We start from the raw sequence: 20,724 nt of genomic DNA, 5'->3' as shown, positions 1-20,724 counted from the left end.
TGTCTGTGCTCCCGAGGCGGGTAGGGGCGGGGCGTCAGCGGGTGTGCAGCGCGGTGTGCAGGACGGCGACGGCCTGGTTGACGGCCGCCTCGGCCGCGTGGGTTCCGCGCAGCGCGTTGAGCATCACGAAGTCGTGGATGACGCCCTGGTAGCGGACCGCGGTGACCGGCACGCCGGCCTCGCGCAGCTTGCTGGCGTACGCCTCGCCCTCGTCCCGCAGGACGTCGGCCTCGCCGGTGATGACGAGGGCCGGCGGCAGCCCGGCCAGTTGCTCGGTGGTGGCCCGCAGCGGGGAGGCCGTGATCTGGGCGCGCTCCGCCTCGTCGGTGGTGTACTGGTCCCAGAACCACTGCATGCCGTCGCGGCGCAGGAAGTACCCGGTGGCGAACTGGTGGTACGACGCGGTGTCGAAGGCGGCGTCGGTCACCGGGTAGAAGAGGACCTGCTGGACCAGGGGGACATCCCCGCGCTCCTTGGCCATGAGGGTGAGCGCGGCGGTCATGTTGCCGCCCACGGAGTCGCCGGCGACGGCGAGGCGGTCGCCGTCGAGCCCCTTGGTGGCGCCGTCGGTGACGATCCACCGGGCCACCGCGTAGTTCTGCTCGATGGCGACCGGGTAGCGGGCCTCGGGGGAGAGGTCGTACTCCGGGAAGACCACGGCCGCGTGCGCACCGACGGCGAGTTCCCGTACCAGCCGGTCGTGGGTGTGGGCGTTGCCGAAGACCCAGCCGGCGCCGTGGATGTAGAGGACGACGGGCAGGGTGCCCTCGGCGCCGGCGGGCCGGACGATGCGGGCACGGACACTGCCCGTCGGCCCGCCCGACACGGTGATCCACTCCTCGTCGACGTCCGGCTTGACGACGTCCCCGGACTGCACCTCGTCGACCGCCTTGCGGCCCTCCGCCGGGGCCAGTTCGAACAGATACGGGGGGTTGGCGGTCGCCTCCGCGAACGCCGCGGCGGCCGGCTCGAGCACCGGCCGGACCGGCTCGAACGTCTGGGACATGTCTGCTCCTGAGGATCACGTGCGTGTCGGTGTGACCGGCTGTGCGCCCCGCGACGGGGCCGAAGGACAACCGGACCGTTCACAGCCACGCTAGGGCCGCCGCTACGGGGGCACTTGCACACCCGCGCACGGACTCTGATCCCGTAGCGCACGGGAGGGACCCCGAGAGGTTCAGGAGCAGGTGAGGAGCGACGACACGCCGGCGGCGATCGCGTCGCGGGGCCGCCGGGCAGGGGAGCACGCGGTCCCGTCCTCGTCGAGAGCGAGAAGGTCCGTTCCGGTCGGCATCCGGCGGGCCCCGTGCGTCGCGGCCGTACCGGTGACCGTGAGGCACCGGCCGACTCGTCAGCCGTGCAACCAGTCCGCAGCCGCCCGCTCCAGCCCGCGTACGGCATCCGGACGGTCGTCGCCGTACAGGTCCTGCGCGACGGTGTACCCGCGGCGGCCGAGGACGTAGGCGAGCATGCGGTACGGCCGCCGGAAGCCGGCGAGTTCCGCGGCGGTCACCGTGAGGGGCGTGCCGGGCAGGCAGGCGCTGAGCGTGTCGCGCTCGTAGACGGGGTCCAGCGCGACGATGCGCCAGCCGTCGGCCCGGCGTTCCGCCCGTCGGCGGCGGCGACCTCCACCTGCGCCGGACGGCCGTGAAATCGGCGAGCGGTACGTGGCCGCCCGGACTCCTCCAGTCCGGTGAGCAGGTTCCCGCCTTCCCCGATCTGCCCATGATCCGCGAGCTCCAGGAAGGCCGCACGATCCTGATCGACCGGGAGACCCTGGTCCAGGGGCTCCGGGACCACGCCCACCTGCGTCTCGCGGCGCCCGAGGGCGGCCACTCCATGATCGCCGCCCCCCTCTTCGCGCGCGGCCTGGTGCTCGGCCTGGTGGCCGCCTGGCGCACCGACGAGTCCGAGCCCTTCGACGAGGAGGACACGGTGCTGCTGGCCGAGATCGCGGCCCACTCGGCTCTCGGCGTGGACAACGCCCGCAGGTACACCCGGGAACACCGCGCCGCCGTGACCCTCCAGAGGCGACTGCTGCCCCAGGCGTTCACCTCCACGCGCGTCCTGGAGACGACGGGCGTCTACCGACCCGCGGCGGGGGGCGCCGAGATCGGCGGGGACTGGTACGACGCGATCGAGCTGCCCTCGCTGCGCACCGCACTCGTCGTCGGAGACGTCACCGGCCACGGTCTGCACGCCACGGCCACCATGGGGCGACTGCGCACCGCCGTGCAGACGCTGGCGGACCTGGAACTGCCCCCCGACGAACTGCTCACCCACCTGGACGACCTGGTGTCGCGGCTGGCCTGCGAGGTCGAACCCGCACAACGCGACGTGGTCGGCGCGACCTGCCTGGTGGCCGTGCACGACCCGGTGGCCGGAAGCTGCACGATGGCGGCGGCGGGACACCCCCCGCCGCTGCTGGCCCTGCCGGACGGCGAGGTCACCGAGGTGACCATGCGACCGGGGCCTCCCCTCGGTGTGGGCGGTCTGCCGTTCGAGACGACGACCGTGGACATCCCCCCGGACGGGGTCCTCGCGCTGTACACCGACGGCCTGCTCCAGCGGCACGGCACCGACCTCGGCGCGGCCACCCGCGAACTGGCGGACCGGCTGGCGCGGCTCCGGTCCTCCGGCGGCGACCTCACCGCGATCGCTCACGCGCTCATGACCGGCTCCGGAGCGCATCCCCCGCGCGACGACGCGGCCGTCCTGCTCGCGCGCGCCTCCGCTCTGGGAACGGGCTCCGTCGCAGCCTGGGAGTTCCCCGCCGACCCGCGTGCGGTCGCCTCGGCGAGAGAGGCGGCGACCGACCAACTCGCCGAGTGGGGCCTCGAGGGCAACGCCTTCGTGACCGAACTGATCGTCAGCGAACTCGTCACCAACGCCGTGCGGTACGCGGGCGGGCCCGTGGGGCTGCGCATGATCCGCGACGAGGCCCTCTTCTGCGAGGTCACCGATCCCAGCAACACCCAGCCCCGCATGCGCCGGGCCCGGACCAGCGAGGAAGGGGGCCGGGGGCTGTTCCTGGTGGCTCAGCTGTGCCGACGGTGGGGGAGCAGGTACGGACAGACGGGCAAGACGATCTGGGTCGAGCAGGAACTGTCCGACTGAGACGCCCACCGCTCACGCTCCGTCACAGGTGTCCGCCCCGGCGGAGGGCCGAACGGACCACCGCTGAATCCACCGACGACGCCGCTCGGACGACGGTGATGACAGCCATGACAGCCATGACGGCCATGACGGCCATGACGGTGATGGCGGTGATGGCGGTGATGACGCCCTCGACAGTCATGACCCCACGACGGTGACGGGCGCGGGACTCGTCCTGCGGGGCACAGCGTCGCCGGGCGGTCGGTCTCCCGGACGCGCGTCGGTACTCGTCAGGGGAATCACTCGCCACTTGTCAGGGGGATCGCACGCCGGCCGTCCTGTGCCAGCCGCCGGGAGATCGCCCGGGCAGTCGCCCGCACGGCGGGGCCGTAGCCCGCGTCCGGGAACCCGCTGGTGGGTGCCACGACCGACAGCGCGGCCACCACCTCGTCGCCGTCCCGCACCGGCGCGGCCACGGTGCTCAGCCGCCAGGGCTCACTCTGGCGGCCGACGGCGTAGTCGCCACGCCGTACCTCCGCGAGCGCACGGCGCAGGTCGGCGGGGTCGCGTATGTCGTCGTCCCCGGTCCCGGGCTGGTAGGTGGCGATCGCGTGGTCCTGCACGGTGGCCGGCGCGAAGGCGAGCAGCACCAGGCCGACCCCGGTGGACGCTAGGGGAAGGCGGCCGCCCACGCGGTAGCGCACCGGACTGGCGTCGCGTGCCGACAGTCGTTCGACGAGCAGAGCGTCCGCCTGGTCCCGCACGGCGAGCAGCACATGCTGACGGGTGACGTGGAAGAGATCGTCCATGAAAGGCATGGCCACGGACCGCAGACCGTGCCCACGAGGCGCCAGGGACGCGGTCTCCAACAACCGCAGCCCCACGACGAAACGGCCGTCGCCGAGACGCTCCAGCGCACCCACGTGCACGAGCGAGCGGGCGAGCCGCAGCGCGCTGCTGCGGGGAATGCCGCTGCGGTGCGCGAGGTCCGCCAGGGACAGCGCCCGGTGGTCGCTGTCGAACGCGCCGAGCAGGGCGAAGGCCCGGTCGATGACCGGCTGCCCCTCGGCGGGCCGCCCGCCGCGCCGCACCCGAGCGTCACTGGGGGAGGCACCCGCCTCACTCACGTCGTGTTCCATTCATCGAAATTACCCGTACCACTCTACGACCCCCCCTCCTACGGTGGTCCCGTCCAGCCCCGTGAACCAGGAGCCTCCGCATGACCTCGTCCGGACTCATCGACGTCCACGCCCACTTCGTCACCGACGACTACGTAGCCGCGGCCCGGTCCGCCGGCATCTAACACCCCGACGGGATGCCCGGCTGGCCCACCTGGACCGCCGACCGGCACCTCGACCTGATGCGGCGCTCGGGAATCGAGAAGTCGTACCTGTCCATCTCCTCGCCGGGCGTGCACTTCGGCGACGACGGCGCCGCCCGGGCCCTCGCACGGGAGGTCAACACCTTCGGCGCCCGGGTCCGCGCCCAGCATCCGCAGCACTTCGGACACTTCGCCTCGCTCCCCCCGCCCGATGTCGAAGGTTCGCTCGCCGAGGCCGCGCACGCCCTGGACGTACTCGGTGCGGACGGGGTGACGGTGGAGACCAACCACCACGGCCTCTACCTCGGCGATCCCCGGCTCGAACCGCTGTGGGAGGAACTCGACCGACGCGGCGCCGTCGTCTTCGTCCACCCCACGTCCCCGCCCCATGCCGACGACCTCTCCCTGGGCCGTCCGAGGCCGATGCTGGAGTTCCTCTTCGACACCGCCCGCACCGCGAGCGACCTGCTTTTCCGCGGCGTACTCACCCGGCGTCCGCGCATCCGCTGGGTCCTGACGCACGGCGGGGGAGCACTGCCGCTGCTCGCCGACCGCCTGGAACTGTTCCGCACCATGCTGGGAGGCGGCCCCACGGGCGCCCCGAGCGCCCTGGAACAGCTGGGACGCCTCTGGTACGACATGGCCGGAACACCCTTCCCGCGCCAGATCCCCGCCTTCGACGCGGCCTTCGGCACCGAACGCCTCCTGTACGGCAGTGACTACTGCTGGACACCCGCCGACCTGGCCGTCGCCCAGGTCGAGTCCGTCGACTCGGCCGCGCAGCCGTCCGCGACCGACACCTGGCGGGACCTCACCACCCGCAACGCCCGACGACTGTTCGCCGCGCCCACACCCGCGCAGTCACTGCCCGAGGACTGAGGGAGACGGGCGGTGAGCCGCGACCGGGACGGCAGGTCGGGGGAGGAGAAGCGTGGCGTGATTGTCGCCGTTGACCGTGCGGTCGGGGCCGTGTCACCTTCGGGCGTCGAAGGCTTTCCAGGGGAGGGACACACGATGACGACAGGTAGCGGAAACAGCAGACGTCATGGCGCCAGGATCGCGGTCGCGGTCGCGGCTGTGTTGGTGGCGACGGCAGTAGCCGGTCCGGCCGCGGCAGCCGCGGGCAGTGCGCCGACCGGGGCACCGCTGAGCGCGCAGGCGACAGTGACGAGCGACCCCACGCCCGAGGAGCAGGAGCAGTTGCGTGCCGTCGCGGGCGCCATCTGGACACCCCAGCTGGCTGCCGGCTGGAACATGAACGCGGAGGTGGCCGGCGTGCTGTCCACGGCCACGGGCGAGATCCTCGAGTGCAGCGAGGCCTTCGCCCTCGTGCCGCGCCCGGCCGGCTTCGTGCCCGGACTCGGGTATCTGGTCAACTACTGGAAGAACCTGCGCGACTACTTCCTGGCCGTGAAGAGTGACCGGACCTACCGTGCGTGCGTGGTCACCGCCTCGGCCAACTACCGCACGGCCATCGAAATGGCTTCCATGGGCATCTGACCCGCCCGGGCGGAACCCGCTCAGGGCCGGGCATCCCAGCTCCCGAACACGCGGAGTATGTGCGTCACGACCTGACTCCGGCGACACTGCCGACAGACACCACCCGGCACGGAAGCCGGAAGCTGTGCGGAGCGGACCGGAGACCAGGATGCCTCGCTTTCCCGCCCCTGCTCGACGCCGCGATGCGTCGAGCAGGGATGGACGCGGCGACCGTACGGAGATCCTCGAGCAGGATCAGCAGCTCGACGAGAGCCCGCACGGCGGGCCAGTCACGGACCGGCCGGGGTTCCAGGTGGCCTCGGCCCGCGAGTCCAGCAACCTCTTCGTGAATGAATTTTCGAGGAGGTGTGTGAACCCTGTGTCGCCGGGCACAAGGGCTATCGCACGAAGGTCCTGGCAGTCGGAGCAGGTCAGGACCCCACACCTGAGGCCGAACTCGAGCCGTTGTGAAGCTGGAACGCACACGCGTCTGAGTCGGAAATAGCGATGGAGCTTTGAAATGATCATTCTTGGACTGATTCTGCTGATCATCGGCCTGCTTGTCGGCATGGGTCTGCTGACGACGATCGGTGGCATCCTCATCCTCGTGGGCGCCATCCTGTGGATCCTGGGTGCGACCGGTCGCGCGGTCGGTGGACGCAAGCACTTCTTCTAGAGGCAGGGCGCCTCACCGACTCGCTGCAACGAGTGACCGTCCAGAGCTCCCTCCGCGCCGGAGCCTCCACACCGCGAGGAGCCTCTGGACCACTCGAGGCCGGGACGAAGTGAGAGTCCCTCCACAGAGACAGATGGGAACGGCGTGGGCCCCGGCCCACGCCGCCCTTGTGTTGTCAGCCGACCGTGCCCTCACGGCGTCCCCGGCGCTTCGCCGGCCGGCTGCCCGGCCGGAGATCAGACTGCGCCAGGGCCGGATGTCACCGCCTGCGGGAAGGTGAACAGTTCTTCCGGGTCGTAGGCGGCCTCCACCTGCTGCATCCTCGGATAGTTGTCGCCGTGGTAGGCGGTGCGCCAGTCGGTGAGTTCGGGGTCCATACCGTTGGTGTGGCCGCCGGTTCCGAGGTGGGGCTCCATGGTGGCGTGGACGCCGCGTAGCCAGGCGAGCCGGCGGTCAATGTGCGTGCGGTCGGTGAACTGGTACCAGTAGGAGTGGTATTGCACGACACCGACGGCGGCTCGGTGGGGGAAGGCGGTTGCGGCGGGTGGTCGCTCGTCGACGGCGCCGCCGAGGGCGTCGATGAGCAGGCCGCCGGCCCCGCCCACGCCCACGAAGCGGTGCGGGCGGGCGAGTTCCGCGGCCATGTCGGCCACTGCCGGCGCGGCGAGGGGTGCGCGCACGATGTGTGACTTGGCGGCGAAGGCTACCCGGGGCCCGAGGGTGCCGCCGCCCCAGCGGTCCGCCTCGCTCGCCGCCCGCGCGTAGTCGCAGGGCGCGATCAGCCGTCCGGACGCCCAGCAGGCACTCCTGCACGCACCCCGCCGCACCGCACGCTCCTCGCCCGACCGATCCCCGTGCCGTCGAGCGGCAAGGTCCCGCTGGTACGAGGCCCGCTGGACGGGCATCCACGGCTGGGACCGGCCCGGCTCCTCACCCGAGACCGGCACGTTCACCCAGCTCGTGGGGAAGGACACCGGCGTGCTCGGCTGCGGCCGCCCCTCGGGCCACCCAGAACGCGGGGGAGCCCCACCAGACGTTCATCGTGTGCGGCTACGGCCCGACGAACGAGATCATCGGCCGGTTCCGGGCGAACGGGGGGAGAATCCGTACGCGGCTGAGCGCCTCCCGACCGCTCGGAGAGTCCGCGTCCTGTCTCGGTCGGCATTCGGAGTCCGGCCGGCGTACACGCGCGCCCTCGATTAGGTCAGAAGGGGCACAGAGGCAGCCGGCCGGGCGTGGGGTGTGGCGTGGCTCCGTCGTTCTGCGAAGCATGGCCACCGCCCCGCGGACGTGATACGGCGAGCTTGGGGTACTCCACCCGTTCGGCCTTTCAATGAGGAGAGTGCCCCATGACGTTCAATCCGCTGGAGCAGCGGGGTATCCCGCTGGACCGCCAGCTGCGCAGCTGGCGCGAACTGAACGTGGATCCGATCGACCCGGACCACTGCGACCCGTACACCCGGTGCCGGATCATCACGATGAACGGGATCGAGGTGGAGGCGATCCTGTTCAGCCACCAGCTCGCCCGGAACACGGTCGACCCGGAGGTCAAGCGACAGCTTGCGCGGGTCCGCTACATCGAGGCGCAGCAGCAGAAGGTCGTGAACTGGCTCCTGCCGGGTGTCTCCTCGGTGCTGGAGACGACGATCGCCTACGAGCAGGTCGCCGTGGACCTGACGGCGTGGGTGGCGCGGATGGAGCCGGACCCGTACCTGAAGCAGGCGTACCAGTTCGGTGTGCTGGAGGACTTCGACCACCTGTACCGGTACGCGAACTTGTACGAGATGATCGAGCACCGCAAGGCGGAGTCGATCGTCGACGGCCTGACCGAGGTCATGCCCGGCCGGCCCACCAGGTTCCACCACCGCAATCCGGTGGACAACGTCCGCGATCCCTACGCCAAGGACGAGACGAACCCGCTGTCGAAGCTGCACGCGTTGACGATCATGTCGGCGGAGCAGCAGACCATGAATTTCTACATGAACACCGGCCCCACCTACATGGAGCCGATCGCCCGCCAGCTCTACCAGGAGATCGGGCTGATCGAGGAGGAGCACGTCACCCACTACGAGTCCCTGGTGGACCCCGGTGAGACGTGGTGGGAGCAGCTGGTCAACCACGAGTACAACGAGTGCTACCTGTACTACTCCTTCATGGAGCAGGAGAGCGACCCCAAGGTCAAGGCCATCTGGGAGCTGCACCTGAACATGGAGCTGGAGCACTTGCACGCCGCCTGCGATCTGATGCGCACGCACGACGGCCGCGACCCCGCCTCCGTGCTCGCCCCGGAGCTGCCCAACGTGCTCACCTTCGAGCCGAACAAGGGGTACGTGCGCGAATTGCTCGACACCCAGATGGACCTCACGACACTGGGCGCGGGCTACGTCCGCGATGCGCACGAGCGGTTCGAGCAGATGCAGGAGCAGATCCACGGTGGTGAGGCCCCGCCGAGCGACCGGGTGATCCACGAGCACCAGGGGATGTTCGGCCGCGAGTACCGCGTCCAGACCGAGGGCGAGCACCCCGACCCCTCCCAGCGCGAGAAGTAGGGAGACCGCGATGTCAGAGCTGAAGACCCCGCATGCCGGGGACGACATGGCCGAGGACGACGACGTCGTCTCCCTGTTGATGCGCCAGCACGGCGACATCCGCAACCTCTTCGACGAGGTCGAGGCCACCAAGGGCGAGGAACGCCGGGACGCCTTCCGCCGCCTGGTGCGCCTGCTGGCGGTGCACGAGACGGCCGAGGAGGAGGTCGTCCACCCCTTCGCCCGCAAGGGCTTCCCCGGTGGCGAGCAGGTGGTGAAGGACCGTCTCGCCGAGGAGAAGGCCGCCAAGGAGACCTTGTCCGCGCTCGACGACACGGACACCGACGACCCGAAATTCATGCTGCAGTTGATGAAGCTGCGCAGGGACGTCCAGGAACACGCGCGGGCCGAGGAACGCTACGAGTTCACGCACATCCGCCGCAGCGCCGACGTTGCCGACCTCGCCGGCATGGCGAAGGCGATCAAGGCCGCCGAGGCGATGGCACCGACCCGGCCCCACCCAGGGGTCGAATCCGCGGCGAAGAACATGGCACTGGGGCCGGTGGCCGCCCTCATGGACCGTACCAAGGACGCCGTTCGCAAAGCCATGGGCAAGGACTGACTCCAACCGGTGGGGCCGGGCGGCTCCTCCCGGGCCCACGGGCGGAGCGTCTGACCCACGGCCAGGGCTGACCAAAACGGGCCGGCGACCGCGATGGGTCCCTCAAGAGCGCCGGCTTCGGGACGCGGTGCCGTTTCACTTCGGCGGTCACGGAAATCCGGAGCCGGACGGAGGGTCCTCGGCGGGATGGCGACGGCCCGCCCCGCGAGCCACATTCACCCGCTCAGCCAGGCACCCGCGACGCAGAAGGTGGGAAGCAGAGGACCGACGGATGTGTCCGCGCCGTCATCCGCTCCATACTCCGAGGGGCCGCGTGATCATCAGTAGCATCGCCCGCCGTGTCGCCGGCCGGGTGGCCCGGTGGCGCTCGGCACCGGCCCTGCACCCCCACGGCGTGCTGTGCACGGGAACGCTGACCGTGACCGGCCGTCCGGACGCCCCTTGGGGCGTGCCCTGGCTGGACCGGCCCGGCTCCTACACGGCGACGGTGCGCTGGTCCCGGGCGCTCGGGCTGCCCCGGCCGCTGCCGGACGGCCTGGGCCTGGCCGTACGGGTCGAGGACGCCGACAGCCTGGGAAACGCGATCGACCTGCTGTTCACCTCCAGCCGCCGCGGCCGGCTCGGTCGCCACCTGCCGCTCCCGCGCCCGAACGCTCTGCGGGGCCCGTACTCCACCCTGCTGTCCTACCGGATGGGGGAGCGCGAACGGGTCCTGGCAGCCTTTCCGGTCCCGGAGGGGGACGGCGCCCGCGGAGACACCCTGCCGACACTGTGGCAGGAACTCGCCCGCCGACCCGTCCGCTTCGACCTGCGTGCGGCAGCCCCCGACGAGCCGTGGACCACCTTCGCGTCGCTGTCCCTGCTGGCGGCGCACGCCGCCCCGGCCACCGGCACCGTGTCCTACGACCCGTACGCACGCAGCCTGCCCGGACTGCGGCCCACCGGACGGCTGCGCCGTCTGCGCGACGCCGCCTACGCCGGGTCCCGCCGAGGACGGATCACCGGTCGGCACCGGCCGGAGTAACCTCGCCCACACCTGCACAGGCGGTGACCAGGCTCCGCCGGACGTGCGGAGCGTGGGCAAATGGGGGCCCTTGGCGTTCTCCGGTCGACCTACGATGCCGGGCGCGGCCATCAGTCCCGGCGTGACGAGGATCAGCAGCAGGCCGATTGCCTGCCGGCGTCCGGTTTCCGCAAGCGTCCTGCAGTCACGGCGCGCCCGAGCGGATGAGCGGTGAGATCGCGTATGAGGCATGGCGAGCCCGCCGTGGTCTTCCCCCGCGGTGGGGGCGCCGGAGAGCGCGACGGGCCACGGCCGAGCAGCCGGCCGCCGCGGCCATGCCCGCGAGGAGCACGGTGGCACGACGGGCAGCCGGGGAGGCAACGGGGGAGAGGTCCCGCAGCCGGTCGAACACGCTCAGCGGAACACCGCTCAGCGCGTTCCCCGGGGGCCGGCGTGACACCGCAGGATGGGGACGAGTGGGTGCGGTGGCCCGTACCGCTTCCCATACGGCACCGATGTTCCGCAGTCGGCGGTCACTGAACGCTTCTCTGAGACGGGGGAGGAGCTCGTCCTCCTCGTCGCGGATGTCCTGCGAGATCAGTACGAACGCCTCCTCGATCCACCCGGCACGGCGGGCGTCGTCTGGCGTCCGCTCGACGCGGGCGATCAGTTCGTTGATGGCCTGGTGCTCCTGTTCGACCTGTTCGGTCAGCTCTTCGCCGGCCGGGTGGACGCGCCGCAGGATCGGCCACAGCACGGTCTCCTCGGCGAAGGCGTGGCTGAACACCAGCTGCACGATGTCCAGCCACAAAGCGTCTCGCTTCGTGGCGGGCATCCCCCCGGACCGGTAGCGGGCCATCATGACGTCGAGTTCCGCGTGATCACGGCGCTGGCGGCACAGAATGCTTCTCCGGCCGCCGAGCGAAGCGGCGTCCTGCTCGGCGATCGAGACCGTCATGGCTCCACTCCCTCCTCGACGCCGGGCGCCTGGCCGCTCTCACGGGCGGGCTCGTCGCCGGTGACTCGTTCCGGTGGATGAGACATCTCGTGACCTGGACTGTCCATCACGGGCTCCTTCCCACACACAGGCCGAGTGCCCACCCGCGCGGCTGCTCACCGCCTGAGGGCTCCTCGCCCGGAGGTCACCGCGGAGGCCGGTGACCAAGGCGCTTCACGAGCCGCCCGGCCCGCTGGTCCGACCATGCAGGGGAAATCGCGGCCGGCGATGAGACAGCGGCTCGGCTGGGAACTCCCCGTCGAGCCGCTCACAGAATCTGGCCCGTCAGACTCCGATCAAGGAGTAGGTGCCCGTACCGTCCGGCCTGCCGCTGGAGTACTGGCGTATGAACTCGCCGTCCGCGTACCGGTCGTGGCCCATCATGGAGCCGGTGTACTTGTTCTGCACGCCGATCTTCGTGCTGCCGGGTACGTCGCGGTAGATGTAGAAGCGCTGGAGGTCGTCCTCCGTGCAGGGGACCGTCATCAGGACCGCCCGGTCGGTGGCGGCGTTCTGCTCGGTGATGGTCGCGCATCCACCGTTGCCCCAGTTCCACAGGGACGCCTCGAGAACCCCGTTGTGCTCGGTGACGTTGCACAGACGCCAGTTGTCCAGGTGGGCGCTGAAGATCGTGGAGGGGCGCAGGCGGACACCGTCGTCCGCCAGGAGCGGCGCACCCCAGGACAGGGACTTGCCGGGGACGGCGATCCTGTACACCTGGGTCTGGCAGTCGAGAGCGGCCCGCGCGCCGCGCGCGCTGACCTCGGGCTGGGCGGCGGACATGCCGCTGGTGAGAGCCGAGGGCCGCGCGAGGCTGTCCGGCCTCTGCTCCTGCTTCGCCGTCGGCGCCACCGCACCCGCCGGGTGCGCGGCCTTCGCGGCGGCCGAGCCGCAGTCGAGGAGATCCTGTGCCTTCGCCATGATGCTGCCCGCGGGTACCTCGTCCTGGCAGCGCACCGCGCCTTCTTCGAGGGTGGTGTAGGTGGTGAAGCTGCCGCTGCCGGGCCCCTCGGCCCACTTCAGGGTCCAGCTGCCGTCGCCCTGTTGGGTCCGGTTGCAGTTCAGGCTTCCGTATGTGCCGGTGACCTTCTTGGTGCCCTTGTAGACGCCGTAGTAGCCGGGCTGGCTGAAGGTCCACCCGACCGAGTTCGACTCGCTGCTGGTGGAGGAGTAGTCCACCTTCACGTTCAGGCCCAGGCCGGTGCCGACCTGGCCGAGGGCCTCGACGGCGAAGCTGCCCTCGACGTTGCCGTTGAGGCCGACGGAGACCGTGATGGTCGTCTGGGTACTGGTGGTGATGGTCTGGTTGCCGGTGGTGCCCTCGGTGACGTACCAGCCCTTGAAGTGAGTGATCGTCGGGGACACTTCGGTGGTCTTGATGTACGGGTGGCGTGTGCCGAGGTCGGCTGCGGTACAGGTGCCACCGGGCTGGGCTGCCGTCACCTCGGTGGGTGCGGCGGCAACTGGTGAGGCGGAAAGGCCTATGGCGGTGGCTGCGACGGCTGCCGCCGCGGCGACCACCGCCATAGGTAATCTGCCGAAGCTGCTGACGGTTCCTGCGGAGCGCATCGTCACCTGTTCCCCCTTGATCGCGTCCTGTCAAGTGAAAATGTAGCGGCCACGGGAATGGTCGCGCGAGGTCGGAAGCGGCCATGAGTGATCACGGAGGGGCTTATTCTGCCCCTGGCCACTCCACTTGATCATTGCCGTGGAAGATTGATCACCAGTAGGTTCTTGTCTCTGAGGCTTCCACGGTCGCTGCCTCGGACCTACCGGAACGACCCGTGGTAAATCCGTTGTGGTGCCGTCGCAGCCCTCGCATGCTTCTGTGCGTGAAAACTCAAGACGACTTCGCTGAAGCCGCCGTCACCTTGCCGGTGAGGGTGCGCGATCTGTTGCCCCGGGATCTACCGGCGTGCACATGGTCGGGATCGGGCACCCATCTGCGCCACGTGGAACGGGCCTTGGAGCGCGTTGGGGCGGGTGAGGTGGAATACCTTGCTGTCTGCGCTCCCGCGGATCTGCCGGTGGCGATCGGCGGTATCGACTACCAAGTCGTCGAGGGAGCCGGAACCCTGTGGCAGCTCGCCGTACTGCCGGCGCTGCAGTCCTGCGGCTTGGGGACACTGCTCGTCCGAGCAGCCGAGCGACGGATCCGGGACCGCGGGCTGCGCCGGGCCGCACTCGCCGTGGAGGAGGACAACCCCCGGGCGCGTGCCTTGTACGAGCGCCTCGGCTATGTCGCATACGGCCGTGAGCCGGACGCCTGGGACGAGGAAGGACCCGACGGGTCGATCCGTCGCCACGAGACGATGTGCGTTCTCCTGCGCAAGAGCCTGTGAACCCGCCACAACGGCGGTCGTGGGCCCGCCGCACTGCCTGCCGCCGGCGGCCGTGCTCGAGCAGCCCCGGCCGCGTCTACCAGCAGTCCTGTTGCCTGCTTCCGGAGCGGTTGGCATGACGGTCGGAGCGGTTGGTATGACGGTCTGGCTCATGAACGGCCCGGAACAGGACCGTTCGCGGCAAGGGGCCTGCTTTGCGCGCCGACTCTGTGGGGCCGCCCTCCGCATGCCGGGTTCGAGGACCCTCTTACACGGATTCCGGGCTCAGGGGCAGATGTAGACCCGGTTGCCCGGGGGGACGAGGTCGTCGGGGCCCCCGTGGAACCAGTTGCTGTTGTCGTAGAGAAGCTTGTAGACGTTGATGCCGAAGCTTGCTGAATACTGGGAGAAGGTGTCACCGGGGCGCGAGGTGATCTGGCTGCAGGCCGCCGGCTGTGCGGTGACCTGAGGGGCCGCCCCCTCGGAGGCCTCGGCGGTGGCGCCGGTCAGAGCGCCGAGCCCGATCCCCACGGCCGCACCGACGGACGCGACGACTCGACGTGCACGCATGATCTTCCCCTCGCGACGGGCTGGGCAACGCGGTCGCGGTCACGCTTGCACATCGCACCAGGCGAAGCAACGGTGACAACGGGCCATGGCGAGCCTCCCCGTGACCGACCGGGGGTTGGCGGCTTTGGGTCTGACCGCCCGGCTCCGAAGGGGTCACAATGGCCAGTCCATGACATTGGAGGCTGCTGTGGCTCGCACGCGTTCTTACCGCCTCGCGCACGTCGCCGTCCACGCCGTCGTCCTCCTGGCCCTGCTCCTGGGCTGGACCACCGTCCTCGGCCCGGTGGCGGACGCCGCGCCGCGGGAGAGGCAGGCCGCCCTCGCGGTGCGCGGCGGCGACACGCTGTACAGCGCGGGCTCCCGGTGCACCGTCGGGTTCAACGCCCGTTCCGGGTCCGCCGAGTTCGCGCTGCTGTCGGGCCGGTGTGCGCAGACGGCCGGCACCACCTGGTACGCCGACGCCGCCCTCACCGTCCCCGTCGGGGTCACCGCGGGCAGCAGCTTTCCCGGCAACGACTACGCGACCGTCCGGTACACCGGTACGACGGTCGCCCGTCCGGGCGAGGTCTCCCTGGGCGCCGGGGCCGGCACCCGTGACATCACCGCCGCGGCGCGCCCGGTCGTCGGCCAGTCGGTCTGCCACGTGGGACGCACCACCGGACTCCGCTGCGGGACCGTCCAGGCGGTCAACCTCACGGTGAACTACGGCGGAGGAAGCGTGAGCGGCCTCTTCCGTTCCACTGCCTGCTCCGAACCCGGAGACGTGGGCGGCCCGGCCTTCTCCGGTACCACCGCGCTCGGCATCATCGTCGCCGGCAGCGGCAACTGCAGCTCGGGAGGCTTCACCTACTACCAGCCGGTGGTCGAGTGGCTGTCGGCGTACGGACTGAGCATCTACTGACCGGCGCCACCGGCGTGCGGAGCGCTGGGGCGAGGGTGACTTCGCCACCCTCCCGGGGCCGCGGCCGACTGCCTCGCCTCTGCCGGTACCGTCCACGGGCCGTACCGGGCCGCTACTGCCGGGACGCGCTCAGGCGGAGGCGCGGACCACGGTGCCCACGATGAGCGTGGCCAGCATCTCCCGCAGTGCGGTCGCGAAGTCCAGCTTGAACGCGGTGAGTGAGGGGTCGGCTTCATAGGCGGCGAGCATCGCCGGGGAGGGCCGTGCATGGGTCCACACGGCGCCGATGGCCATGATCATGGCTGCGGTCAACTGAGGTGCATGGTCGCCCAATTCCGGAAGGTGCCGACGGGTCAGCGCCGCGATGCCGGCGACGTTGGCCACGGCCGCGTGCTTGTAGCGGGCGGCCGCCTGCGGGGAGACGTTGTGCTCCAGTACGCCCGCCTGAGCGCTCAGCAGGTCGCACAGGACCCGGCGTGAGGCGAGGGAGTCCGCGACGACGGCGGCGAACCGCTCCGCACGCCCGCTCACCGGGGCGTCCTGGTCGACGTCGGCGTGTACCAGGGCGGGCAGGTCGGCCACCCACTGCCGCCAGGCACGATCGAGCAACTCCAGCAGGATCGCCTCACGCGACTCGAAATAGCGCAGCACATTGGACTTCGCCAGCCCGACCCGGCGGCTCAGCTCGTTCAGGCTGATCTCGCCGACCGGCATCTCCTCGAGCATGGCGGCCGTGGTGTCGAGGATGGCCCGGCGCCGTGTCTCACGCTGCTCCTCACTGCGAGCACGCTGGAAGTTCGTCATGCCCTTAGATTACAGACGGCCGGTCTTTTGACATCAGACCGGCGGTCTCCTATGTTGGTGCGCAGGCTGAACAGACCACCGGTCTGAAAAAGGATCCGGCGCGGCGCCGACCTGGAGCACGCCGTGGCGCCGACCAGAAGTTCACCGCGGTCGATGCCGCCGCCCTCGGTGGCCCGCGTCCGGACACCGACCAGGTCATCGCCGAAGCGCCCTCCGCCGAGGGCATCCTCGGCACGCCCTTCCGGACCGGTGTCAGGACCCGGTCGGACGCCGCACGACCGAGCACACATCAACGCATCCGAGGAGCGTGACCGCAGTGGACCACTGGACGCCCGACGACATACCCGATCAGACCGGCCGCACCGCGCTGATCACCGGCGGGAACGGCGGGATCGGACTCGAGACCGCCCGCGCGCTCGCCCGGCACGGGGCCCGCGTCATCCTGGCCGGCCGCAGCCGGACCAAGCTGGACCAGGCCGCGGAGGCGGTGCGCGCCGCGACCCCCGAGGCCCGTACGGACACCCTCGTGCTCGACCTCTCCGACCTCGCCTCCGTCCGCGACGCGGCCACCCGCATCGCCGAGACCGAGACGGTCGACCTGCTCCTCAACAACGCCGGCGTGATGAACCTGCCCGAGCGGCGCACCACCCGCGACGGCCTCGAGATGACGGTCGGCACCAACCACCTCGGCCACTTCGCCTTCAACGCCCACATATGGCCCGCGGTACGGCGCTCCTCCGCACCGCGCGTCGTCACGGTCAGCGCCATCGCCGCACGATGGCCGATGGGCAGGCTGGACGACCTGATGAGCGAAAGGAGCTACCGCCCCATGAGCGCCTACGCCAAGTCCAAGCGCGCCAACATCGTCTACACCCTCGAACTCGCGCGCCGCACCGCAAGCAGCGCCGTCGAGGCGCTCGTCGTCCACCCGGGGTCGGCGATGACCGATCTCCAGCAGCACGGCACCGGCGCCCTGAGCCGTATGGTGACCCCGATCGCCGCACGCCTGCTCATGGGCTCGGCCCAGGGCGCCGCCTGGCCCTCCCTGTACGCGGCGACCAGCCCGTACGCTCGGGCGGGCCGGTTCATCGGCCCCGCCGGACGGGACCAGACCTCCGGCACGCCCAAGCCCGCCAAGCTCCCCCCGGGCGCCGACGACCCCGCGGAGGGCAGGCGGCTGTGGACGGCGAGCGAACAGCTCACCGGTGTCCCCTTCGACCTCGAGGCCGCCCTCCAGGCTCCGATGCGGGGGCCGCTCAAGGCTCCGCCCGGAGCGGGGTGTCGCCCGTCAGCGGCAGCAACTCCCGAGCAGGCGTCGCTTCCTCTGCCCCTGCGGAGGAGGCGACGCTCGCGATGACCGTTCGGCTCCGCCCGTCGGACGCTACCTGGTCTGGTCACGGCGGGCGGTGCCGAAGCGGCGCTGATAGGCGGTGGGGGAGAGGGACAGCTCCCGCGCGAAGACACGGCGCATGCTCTCGTAGCTCGGGAAGCCGGCCATGGACGCCGCCTGCGTCGCGGTGTGCCCCTGGTCGAGCAGTGACTTCGCGATGTCGAACCGGATCGACTCGACGTACCGGGCCGGTGTGGTGCCGAGCTCCTCCCGGAACAGCCTCGTGAGATGGCGGGTACTGACGTTGAGGTGCCCGGCCAGTTCGGTGAGGGAGTAGGTCCCGGAGGGCTCTGCCGTGACCAGGTCGACGACCCGGCGCAGGGCCGGCGACCGAGGCGGCGGGCCTTGCAGCGGAGCGGAGAACTGCGACTGGCCGCCCGCCCGTTGCAGGTAGACGACCAGGGACCTGGCCACCTCCCGGCTCACTTCGGGACCGTGGTCCTCCTCGACGAGGGCGAATGCGAGGTCGATGCCCGCGGTGACGCCCGCGGAGGTGTACGTCGTACCGTCACGTACGTAGATGGCGTCGGGTTCGACTCGGGCCTCCGGGTGCCGGGCGGCGAGTTCGCCCGCGATCTTCCAGTGGGTGGTCGCCCGCTTGCCGTCGAGCAGCCCCGACGCACCGAGGACGAACGCACCGGAGCACACGGAGGCGACCCGGCCGGCACGGGCGGCCAGATTTCTGGCGGCCTCGACGAGGTCGCGTGCGACGGGGGTGCGGGGAAAGACGTCGCCGCCCGGCATCAGGAACGTGTCGGGGTCCGGCTCCGCGGCGGCACTGCCGTCGACCGCGACCCGCATGCCGACCGAGGAGGCGACGCCGTCGCCCGTCGTCGACACCAGCGAGATCCGGTAATCGGCACCGAGCGCATTCGCCTCTCCGAACACCTCGGCGGGGCCGGCGACGTCCAGCAGCTTGACGCCGTCGTAGACGAGGACCGCCACATGATGCGTGCCGGTACTCACCGGCCCATCCTGAGGTGACCGGATCCGAGTGGTTCGTGGCCGGACCGAGGCAGCGCCGGGGGCCGCACTGTCGGCACCGTGGAGGCGGGACACACGGTCCACTCGTAGCACCTCGCATCGGAAAGCACGCACATCATGACCGACATCATCGCAGGAGTGGAAGTACCCGAGACCTCGGCTGCGGCGGAGGCCACCGACTTCCTGCGGGAGCGAACGAATCCGCTGATCTTCCACCACTCACGGAGGGTCTTCCTCCTCGGTTCCCTCCACGCCCGGGGACTGGGTCTCCGACCCGATCCCGAATTGCTCTACATCTCGGCGATGTTCCACGACACAGGTCTCTCGCTCCCGTTCTCCGACACGCAGCAGCGCTTCGAACTCGACGGTGCCGACCACGCGCGGAAGTTCCTGCTCGACCGCGGCTTCTCCGAAAGCGCCGCCGAAATGGTGTGGAGGGCGATCGCCCTGCACTCGACGCCGGGCGTTCCCGGCCGGATGGCACCCGAGGTCGCCGTCACGCACTACGGCGTACTGACCGACGCGATCGGCTGGGGGCTGGACCGGCTGGACGGCGATCAGCTGGACGAGATCGTCGCCGCACACCCACGCGGCGACTTCAAGAAGGAGTTCCTGCATGCGTTCGTCGACGGTCTCAAGGACCGCCCCGACACCACGTACGGGACCGTCAACGCCGACATTCTGGAACACTTCGTCCCCGGATTTCGCCGCGGGTCCATGGTGCGGCGCGTCCTCGACGCTCCCTGGCCGCGATGACCCGGCGGCAGTCGGGACCGACCCGACCGACTCGCCGCGTAGGCGCCGCACCGCCTCTCCGACCCGCCGGCCCGCCGCCGAGGAGGTGCCGGCGGTCGGACGGCGACGCTTCCGCCTCGCGAAGCCACTGACGTATCTGCGTCCTGCGGCTCCCACTCACCTACCGAGGCCCCACGTCCGGAAAGGAACATCCGTGCAAGCCATCACTGTACGTAATCGCGAGGCCGGAATCACCGGGCTGACCCTTCAGGACCTCCCGCATCCCCATGCCGCGGAGAACGACGTCATCGTGCGCGTACACGCCGCGGGCTTCACCCGAGGAGAACTGGACTGGCCCGCAACCTGGACCGACCGTGCGGGCCGCGACCGCACTCCGAGTGTGCCCGGGCACGAGGTCTCGGGAGTGGTGGCGGAACTCGGCTTCGGAACGACCGGGCTCACCGTGGGCCAGCGGGTCTTCGGGCCGACCGACTGGGCGCGCAACGGTTCGCTCGCCGAGTACGTCGCCGTGGAGGCCCGCAACCTCGCCCCGCTCCCCGCCGACGTGGACCACACGGTGGCGGCCGCGCTGCCGATCTCCGGCCTCACCGCCTGGCAGGGCCTGTTCGACCACGCCCGGCTCGGCACCGGCCAGACCGTCCTGATCCACGGCGCCGCCGGCGCGGTCGGTTCGATCGCCGTGCAGCTCGCTCGCGAGGCGGGAGCCCGCGTGATCGGCGCGGGCCGATCCGCCGACCGCGACACCGTCCTCGACCTGGGCGCGCACGCCTTCCTCGACCTGGAGGCAGCCCGACGGCAGGACGCCGGCCAGGTCGACGTCGTGTTCGATGTGATCGGCGGGGACATCCTCGACCGCTCCGCCGCCCTCGTGCGCCCCGGCGGCACGATCGTCACCATCGCCCAGCCGCCCACCGTGCGCCCCGTCGACGGGCAGGCGCTCTTCTTCGTGGTGGAACCCGACCGCGCACGCCTCGCCGACCTCGCCCGGCGAGTGCAGGACGGCAGGCTCCGGGTGCGGGTCGGCACGGTGCGCCCACTGGGCGAGGCCGTGGCCGCCTTCACCCAGCGAGAGCGCGTCCCAGGGCGCACGATCATCCGCGTAGCCGAGGACGGAGAGTAGGCGCGGGCCCGAGGAGCGGTCTCCTCGCTCGCCGGGCCCGCCGGCCCGCCGGATCGGGAGGCTGCGGCACGGTGGTCCAAGGGCCGGTGTGCCGCAGCCGGGCTCGCTGCCGATGGCCGGGAACGACCAGCGCGTGCGGGTTCCCGGGCAGCTCCT

21 protein-coding genes and 1 pseudogene are annotated in these 20,724 nt (G+C 70.9%); 12 read left to right on the top strand and 10 right to left on the bottom strand.

What is annotated here, in order from left to right; all coding sequences use genetic code 11:
* Positions 1-34: 34 nt before the first annotated feature.
* Entirely contained in the window at positions 35-1,006 is a 972-nt protein-coding gene (locus AC07FV_RS25520) for an alpha/beta hydrolase (RefSeq protein ID WP_479089570.1), read from the bottom strand.
* A 345-nt stretch (positions 1,007-1,351) separates the two neighbouring features.
* Positions 1,352-1,513, bottom strand: coding sequence for a hypothetical protein (locus tag AC07FV_RS25515; protein ID WP_479089569.1), 162 nt, complete (start codon positions 1,511-1,513; stop codon positions 1,352-1,354).
* A 92-nt stretch (positions 1,514-1,605) separates the two neighbouring features.
* Here AC07FV_RS25515 and AC07FV_RS25510 point away from each other — a divergent pair.
* Positions 1,606-3,117: pseudogene (locus tag AC07FV_RS25510) on the top strand (ATP-binding SpoIIE family protein phosphatase); the annotation flags it as partial.
* Positions 3,118-3,139: 22 nt separating this feature from the next.
* Here AC07FV_RS25510 and AC07FV_RS25505 read toward each other — a convergent pair.
* Complete coding sequence (locus AC07FV_RS25505; RefSeq protein ID WP_479089568.1) at positions 3,140-3,298, bottom strand: hypothetical protein; 159 nt, start codon at positions 3,296-3,298, stop codon at positions 3,140-3,142.
* A gap of 97 nt (positions 3,299-3,395) precedes the next feature.
* Entirely contained in the window at positions 3,396-4,235 is an 840-nt protein-coding gene (locus AC07FV_RS25500) for an IclR family transcriptional regulator (RefSeq protein ID WP_479089567.1), read from the bottom strand.
* A gap of 176 nt (positions 4,236-4,411) precedes the next feature.
* Between AC07FV_RS25500 and AC07FV_RS25495 the strand changes: the two genes are divergently transcribed.
* The 3 genes from AC07FV_RS25495 to AC07FV_RS25485 all read left to right on the top strand — a co-directional run bounded on the left by AC07FV_RS25495 (position 4,412) and on the right by AC07FV_RS25485 (position 6,572).
* On the top strand, positions 4,412-5,296 hold the full coding sequence (locus AC07FV_RS25495) for an amidohydrolase family protein (RefSeq protein WP_479089566.1): 885 nt from the start codon (positions 4,412-4,414) through the stop codon (positions 5,294-5,296).
* Positions 5,297-5,581: 285 nt separating this feature from the next.
* Complete coding sequence (locus AC07FV_RS25490; RefSeq protein ID WP_479089565.1) at positions 5,582-5,917, top strand: hypothetical protein; 336 nt, start codon at positions 5,582-5,584, stop codon at positions 5,915-5,917.
* A gap of 499 nt (positions 5,918-6,416) precedes the next feature.
* A complete protein-coding gene (locus tag AC07FV_RS25485) occupies positions 6,417-6,572 on the top strand; it encodes a hypothetical protein (RefSeq protein WP_010059700.1) in 156 nt (51 codons plus the stop codon).
* A gap of 236 nt (positions 6,573-6,808) precedes the next feature.
* Here AC07FV_RS25485 and AC07FV_RS25480 read toward each other — a convergent pair whose 3' ends face one another.
* Positions 6,809-7,399: a BBE domain-containing protein gene (locus AC07FV_RS25480; RefSeq protein WP_479089564.1), complete on the bottom strand. Its 591-nt coding sequence runs from the start codon at positions 7,397-7,399 to the stop codon at positions 6,809-6,811.
* 522 nt (positions 7,400-7,921) lie between these two features.
* Between AC07FV_RS25480 and AC07FV_RS25475 the strand changes: the two genes are divergently transcribed.
* From AC07FV_RS25475 to AC07FV_RS25465, 3 genes are all read left to right on the top strand, one after another.
* Complete coding sequence (locus AC07FV_RS25475) at positions 7,922-9,121, top strand: hypothetical protein (RefSeq protein WP_479089563.1); 1,200 nt, start codon at positions 7,922-7,924, stop codon at positions 9,119-9,121.
* A gap of 10 nt (positions 9,122-9,131) precedes the next feature.
* The gene (locus tag AC07FV_RS25470; protein ID WP_479089562.1) at positions 9,132-9,722 is read left to right on the top strand and encodes a hemerythrin domain-containing protein; all 591 of its coding nucleotides are present in this window, start codon (positions 9,132-9,134) and stop codon (positions 9,720-9,722) included.
* A 313-nt stretch (positions 9,723-10,035) separates the two neighbouring features.
* Positions 10,036-10,746, top strand: coding sequence for a phosphodiesterase (locus tag AC07FV_RS25465; protein WP_479089561.1), 711 nt, complete (start codon positions 10,036-10,038; stop codon positions 10,744-10,746).
* Between the two features lie 184 nt (positions 10,747-10,930).
* On the opposite strand, the gene AC07FV_RS25460 is transcribed toward AC07FV_RS25465, so the two are convergent.
* Together AC07FV_RS25460 and AC07FV_RS25455 are read right to left on the bottom strand one after the other, a co-directional pair.
* Entirely contained in the window at positions 10,931-11,683 is a 753-nt protein-coding gene (locus AC07FV_RS25460) for a hemerythrin domain-containing protein (protein WP_479089560.1), read from the bottom strand.
* A gap of 324 nt (positions 11,684-12,007) precedes the next feature.
* Positions 12,008-13,249 (bottom strand): hypothetical protein, encoded by a 1,242-nt coding sequence (locus AC07FV_RS25455; protein ID WP_479089559.1) that lies wholly within the window; start codon positions 13,247-13,249, stop codon positions 12,008-12,010.
* Positions 13,250-13,542: 293 nt separating this feature from the next.
* Here AC07FV_RS25455 and AC07FV_RS25450 point away from each other — a divergent pair, with 293 nt between their 5' ends.
* Complete coding sequence (locus tag AC07FV_RS25450; protein WP_479089558.1) at positions 13,543-14,064, top strand: GNAT family N-acetyltransferase; 522 nt, start codon at positions 13,543-13,545, stop codon at positions 14,062-14,064.
* Between the two features lie 264 nt (positions 14,065-14,328).
* Here AC07FV_RS25450 and AC07FV_RS25445 read toward each other — a convergent pair whose 3' ends face one another.
* A complete protein-coding gene (locus AC07FV_RS25445) occupies positions 14,329-14,613 on the bottom strand; it encodes a hypothetical protein (protein ID WP_479089557.1) in 285 nt (94 codons plus the stop codon).
* A 187-nt stretch (positions 14,614-14,800) separates the two neighbouring features.
* Here AC07FV_RS25445 and AC07FV_RS25440 point away from each other — a divergent pair, with 187 nt between their 5' ends.
* Positions 14,801-15,514 carry a S1 family peptidase gene (locus tag AC07FV_RS25440; RefSeq protein ID WP_479089556.1) on the top strand — a complete coding sequence of 238 codons (714 nt, stop codon included), beginning with the start codon at positions 14,801-14,803 and terminating at the stop codon, positions 15,512-15,514.
* Positions 15,515-15,643: 129 nt separating this feature from the next.
* On the opposite strand, the gene AC07FV_RS25435 is transcribed toward AC07FV_RS25440, so the two are convergent.
* Complete coding sequence (locus AC07FV_RS25435) at positions 15,644-16,318, bottom strand: TetR/AcrR family transcriptional regulator (protein WP_479089555.1); 675 nt, start codon at positions 16,316-16,318, stop codon at positions 15,644-15,646.
* Positions 16,319-16,625: 307 nt separating this feature from the next.
* Between AC07FV_RS25435 and AC07FV_RS25430 the strand changes: the two genes are divergently transcribed.
* Entirely contained in the window at positions 16,626-17,675 is a 1,050-nt protein-coding gene (locus AC07FV_RS25430; protein ID WP_479089554.1) for an oxidoreductase, read from the top strand.
* Between the two features lie 24 nt (positions 17,676-17,699).
* On the opposite strand, the gene AC07FV_RS25425 is transcribed toward AC07FV_RS25430, so the two are convergent.
* Complete coding sequence (locus AC07FV_RS25425; RefSeq protein ID WP_479089553.1) at positions 17,700-18,674, bottom strand: GlxA family transcriptional regulator; 975 nt, start codon at positions 18,672-18,674, stop codon at positions 17,700-17,702.
* Between the two features lie 135 nt (positions 18,675-18,809).
* Between AC07FV_RS25425 and AC07FV_RS25420 the strand changes: the two genes are divergently transcribed.
* Together AC07FV_RS25420 and AC07FV_RS25415 are read left to right on the top strand one after the other, a co-directional pair.
* Positions 18,810-19,448, top strand: a complete 639-nt coding sequence (locus tag AC07FV_RS25420; RefSeq protein ID WP_479089552.1) for an HD domain-containing protein — start codon at positions 18,810-18,812, stop codon at positions 19,446-19,448.
* A gap of 193 nt (positions 19,449-19,641) precedes the next feature.
* Positions 19,642-20,568: an NADP-dependent oxidoreductase gene (locus AC07FV_RS25415; protein WP_479089551.1), complete on the top strand. Its 927-nt coding sequence runs from the start codon at positions 19,642-19,644 to the stop codon at positions 20,566-20,568.
* Positions 20,569-20,724 lie beyond the last annotated feature (156 nt).

It is taken from the genome of Streptomyces sp. NPDC045956, assembly GCF_056430705.1.
Note: the sequence above shows the minus strand (reverse complement) of the source record. Positions and strands in the feature narration are given on the sequence as shown.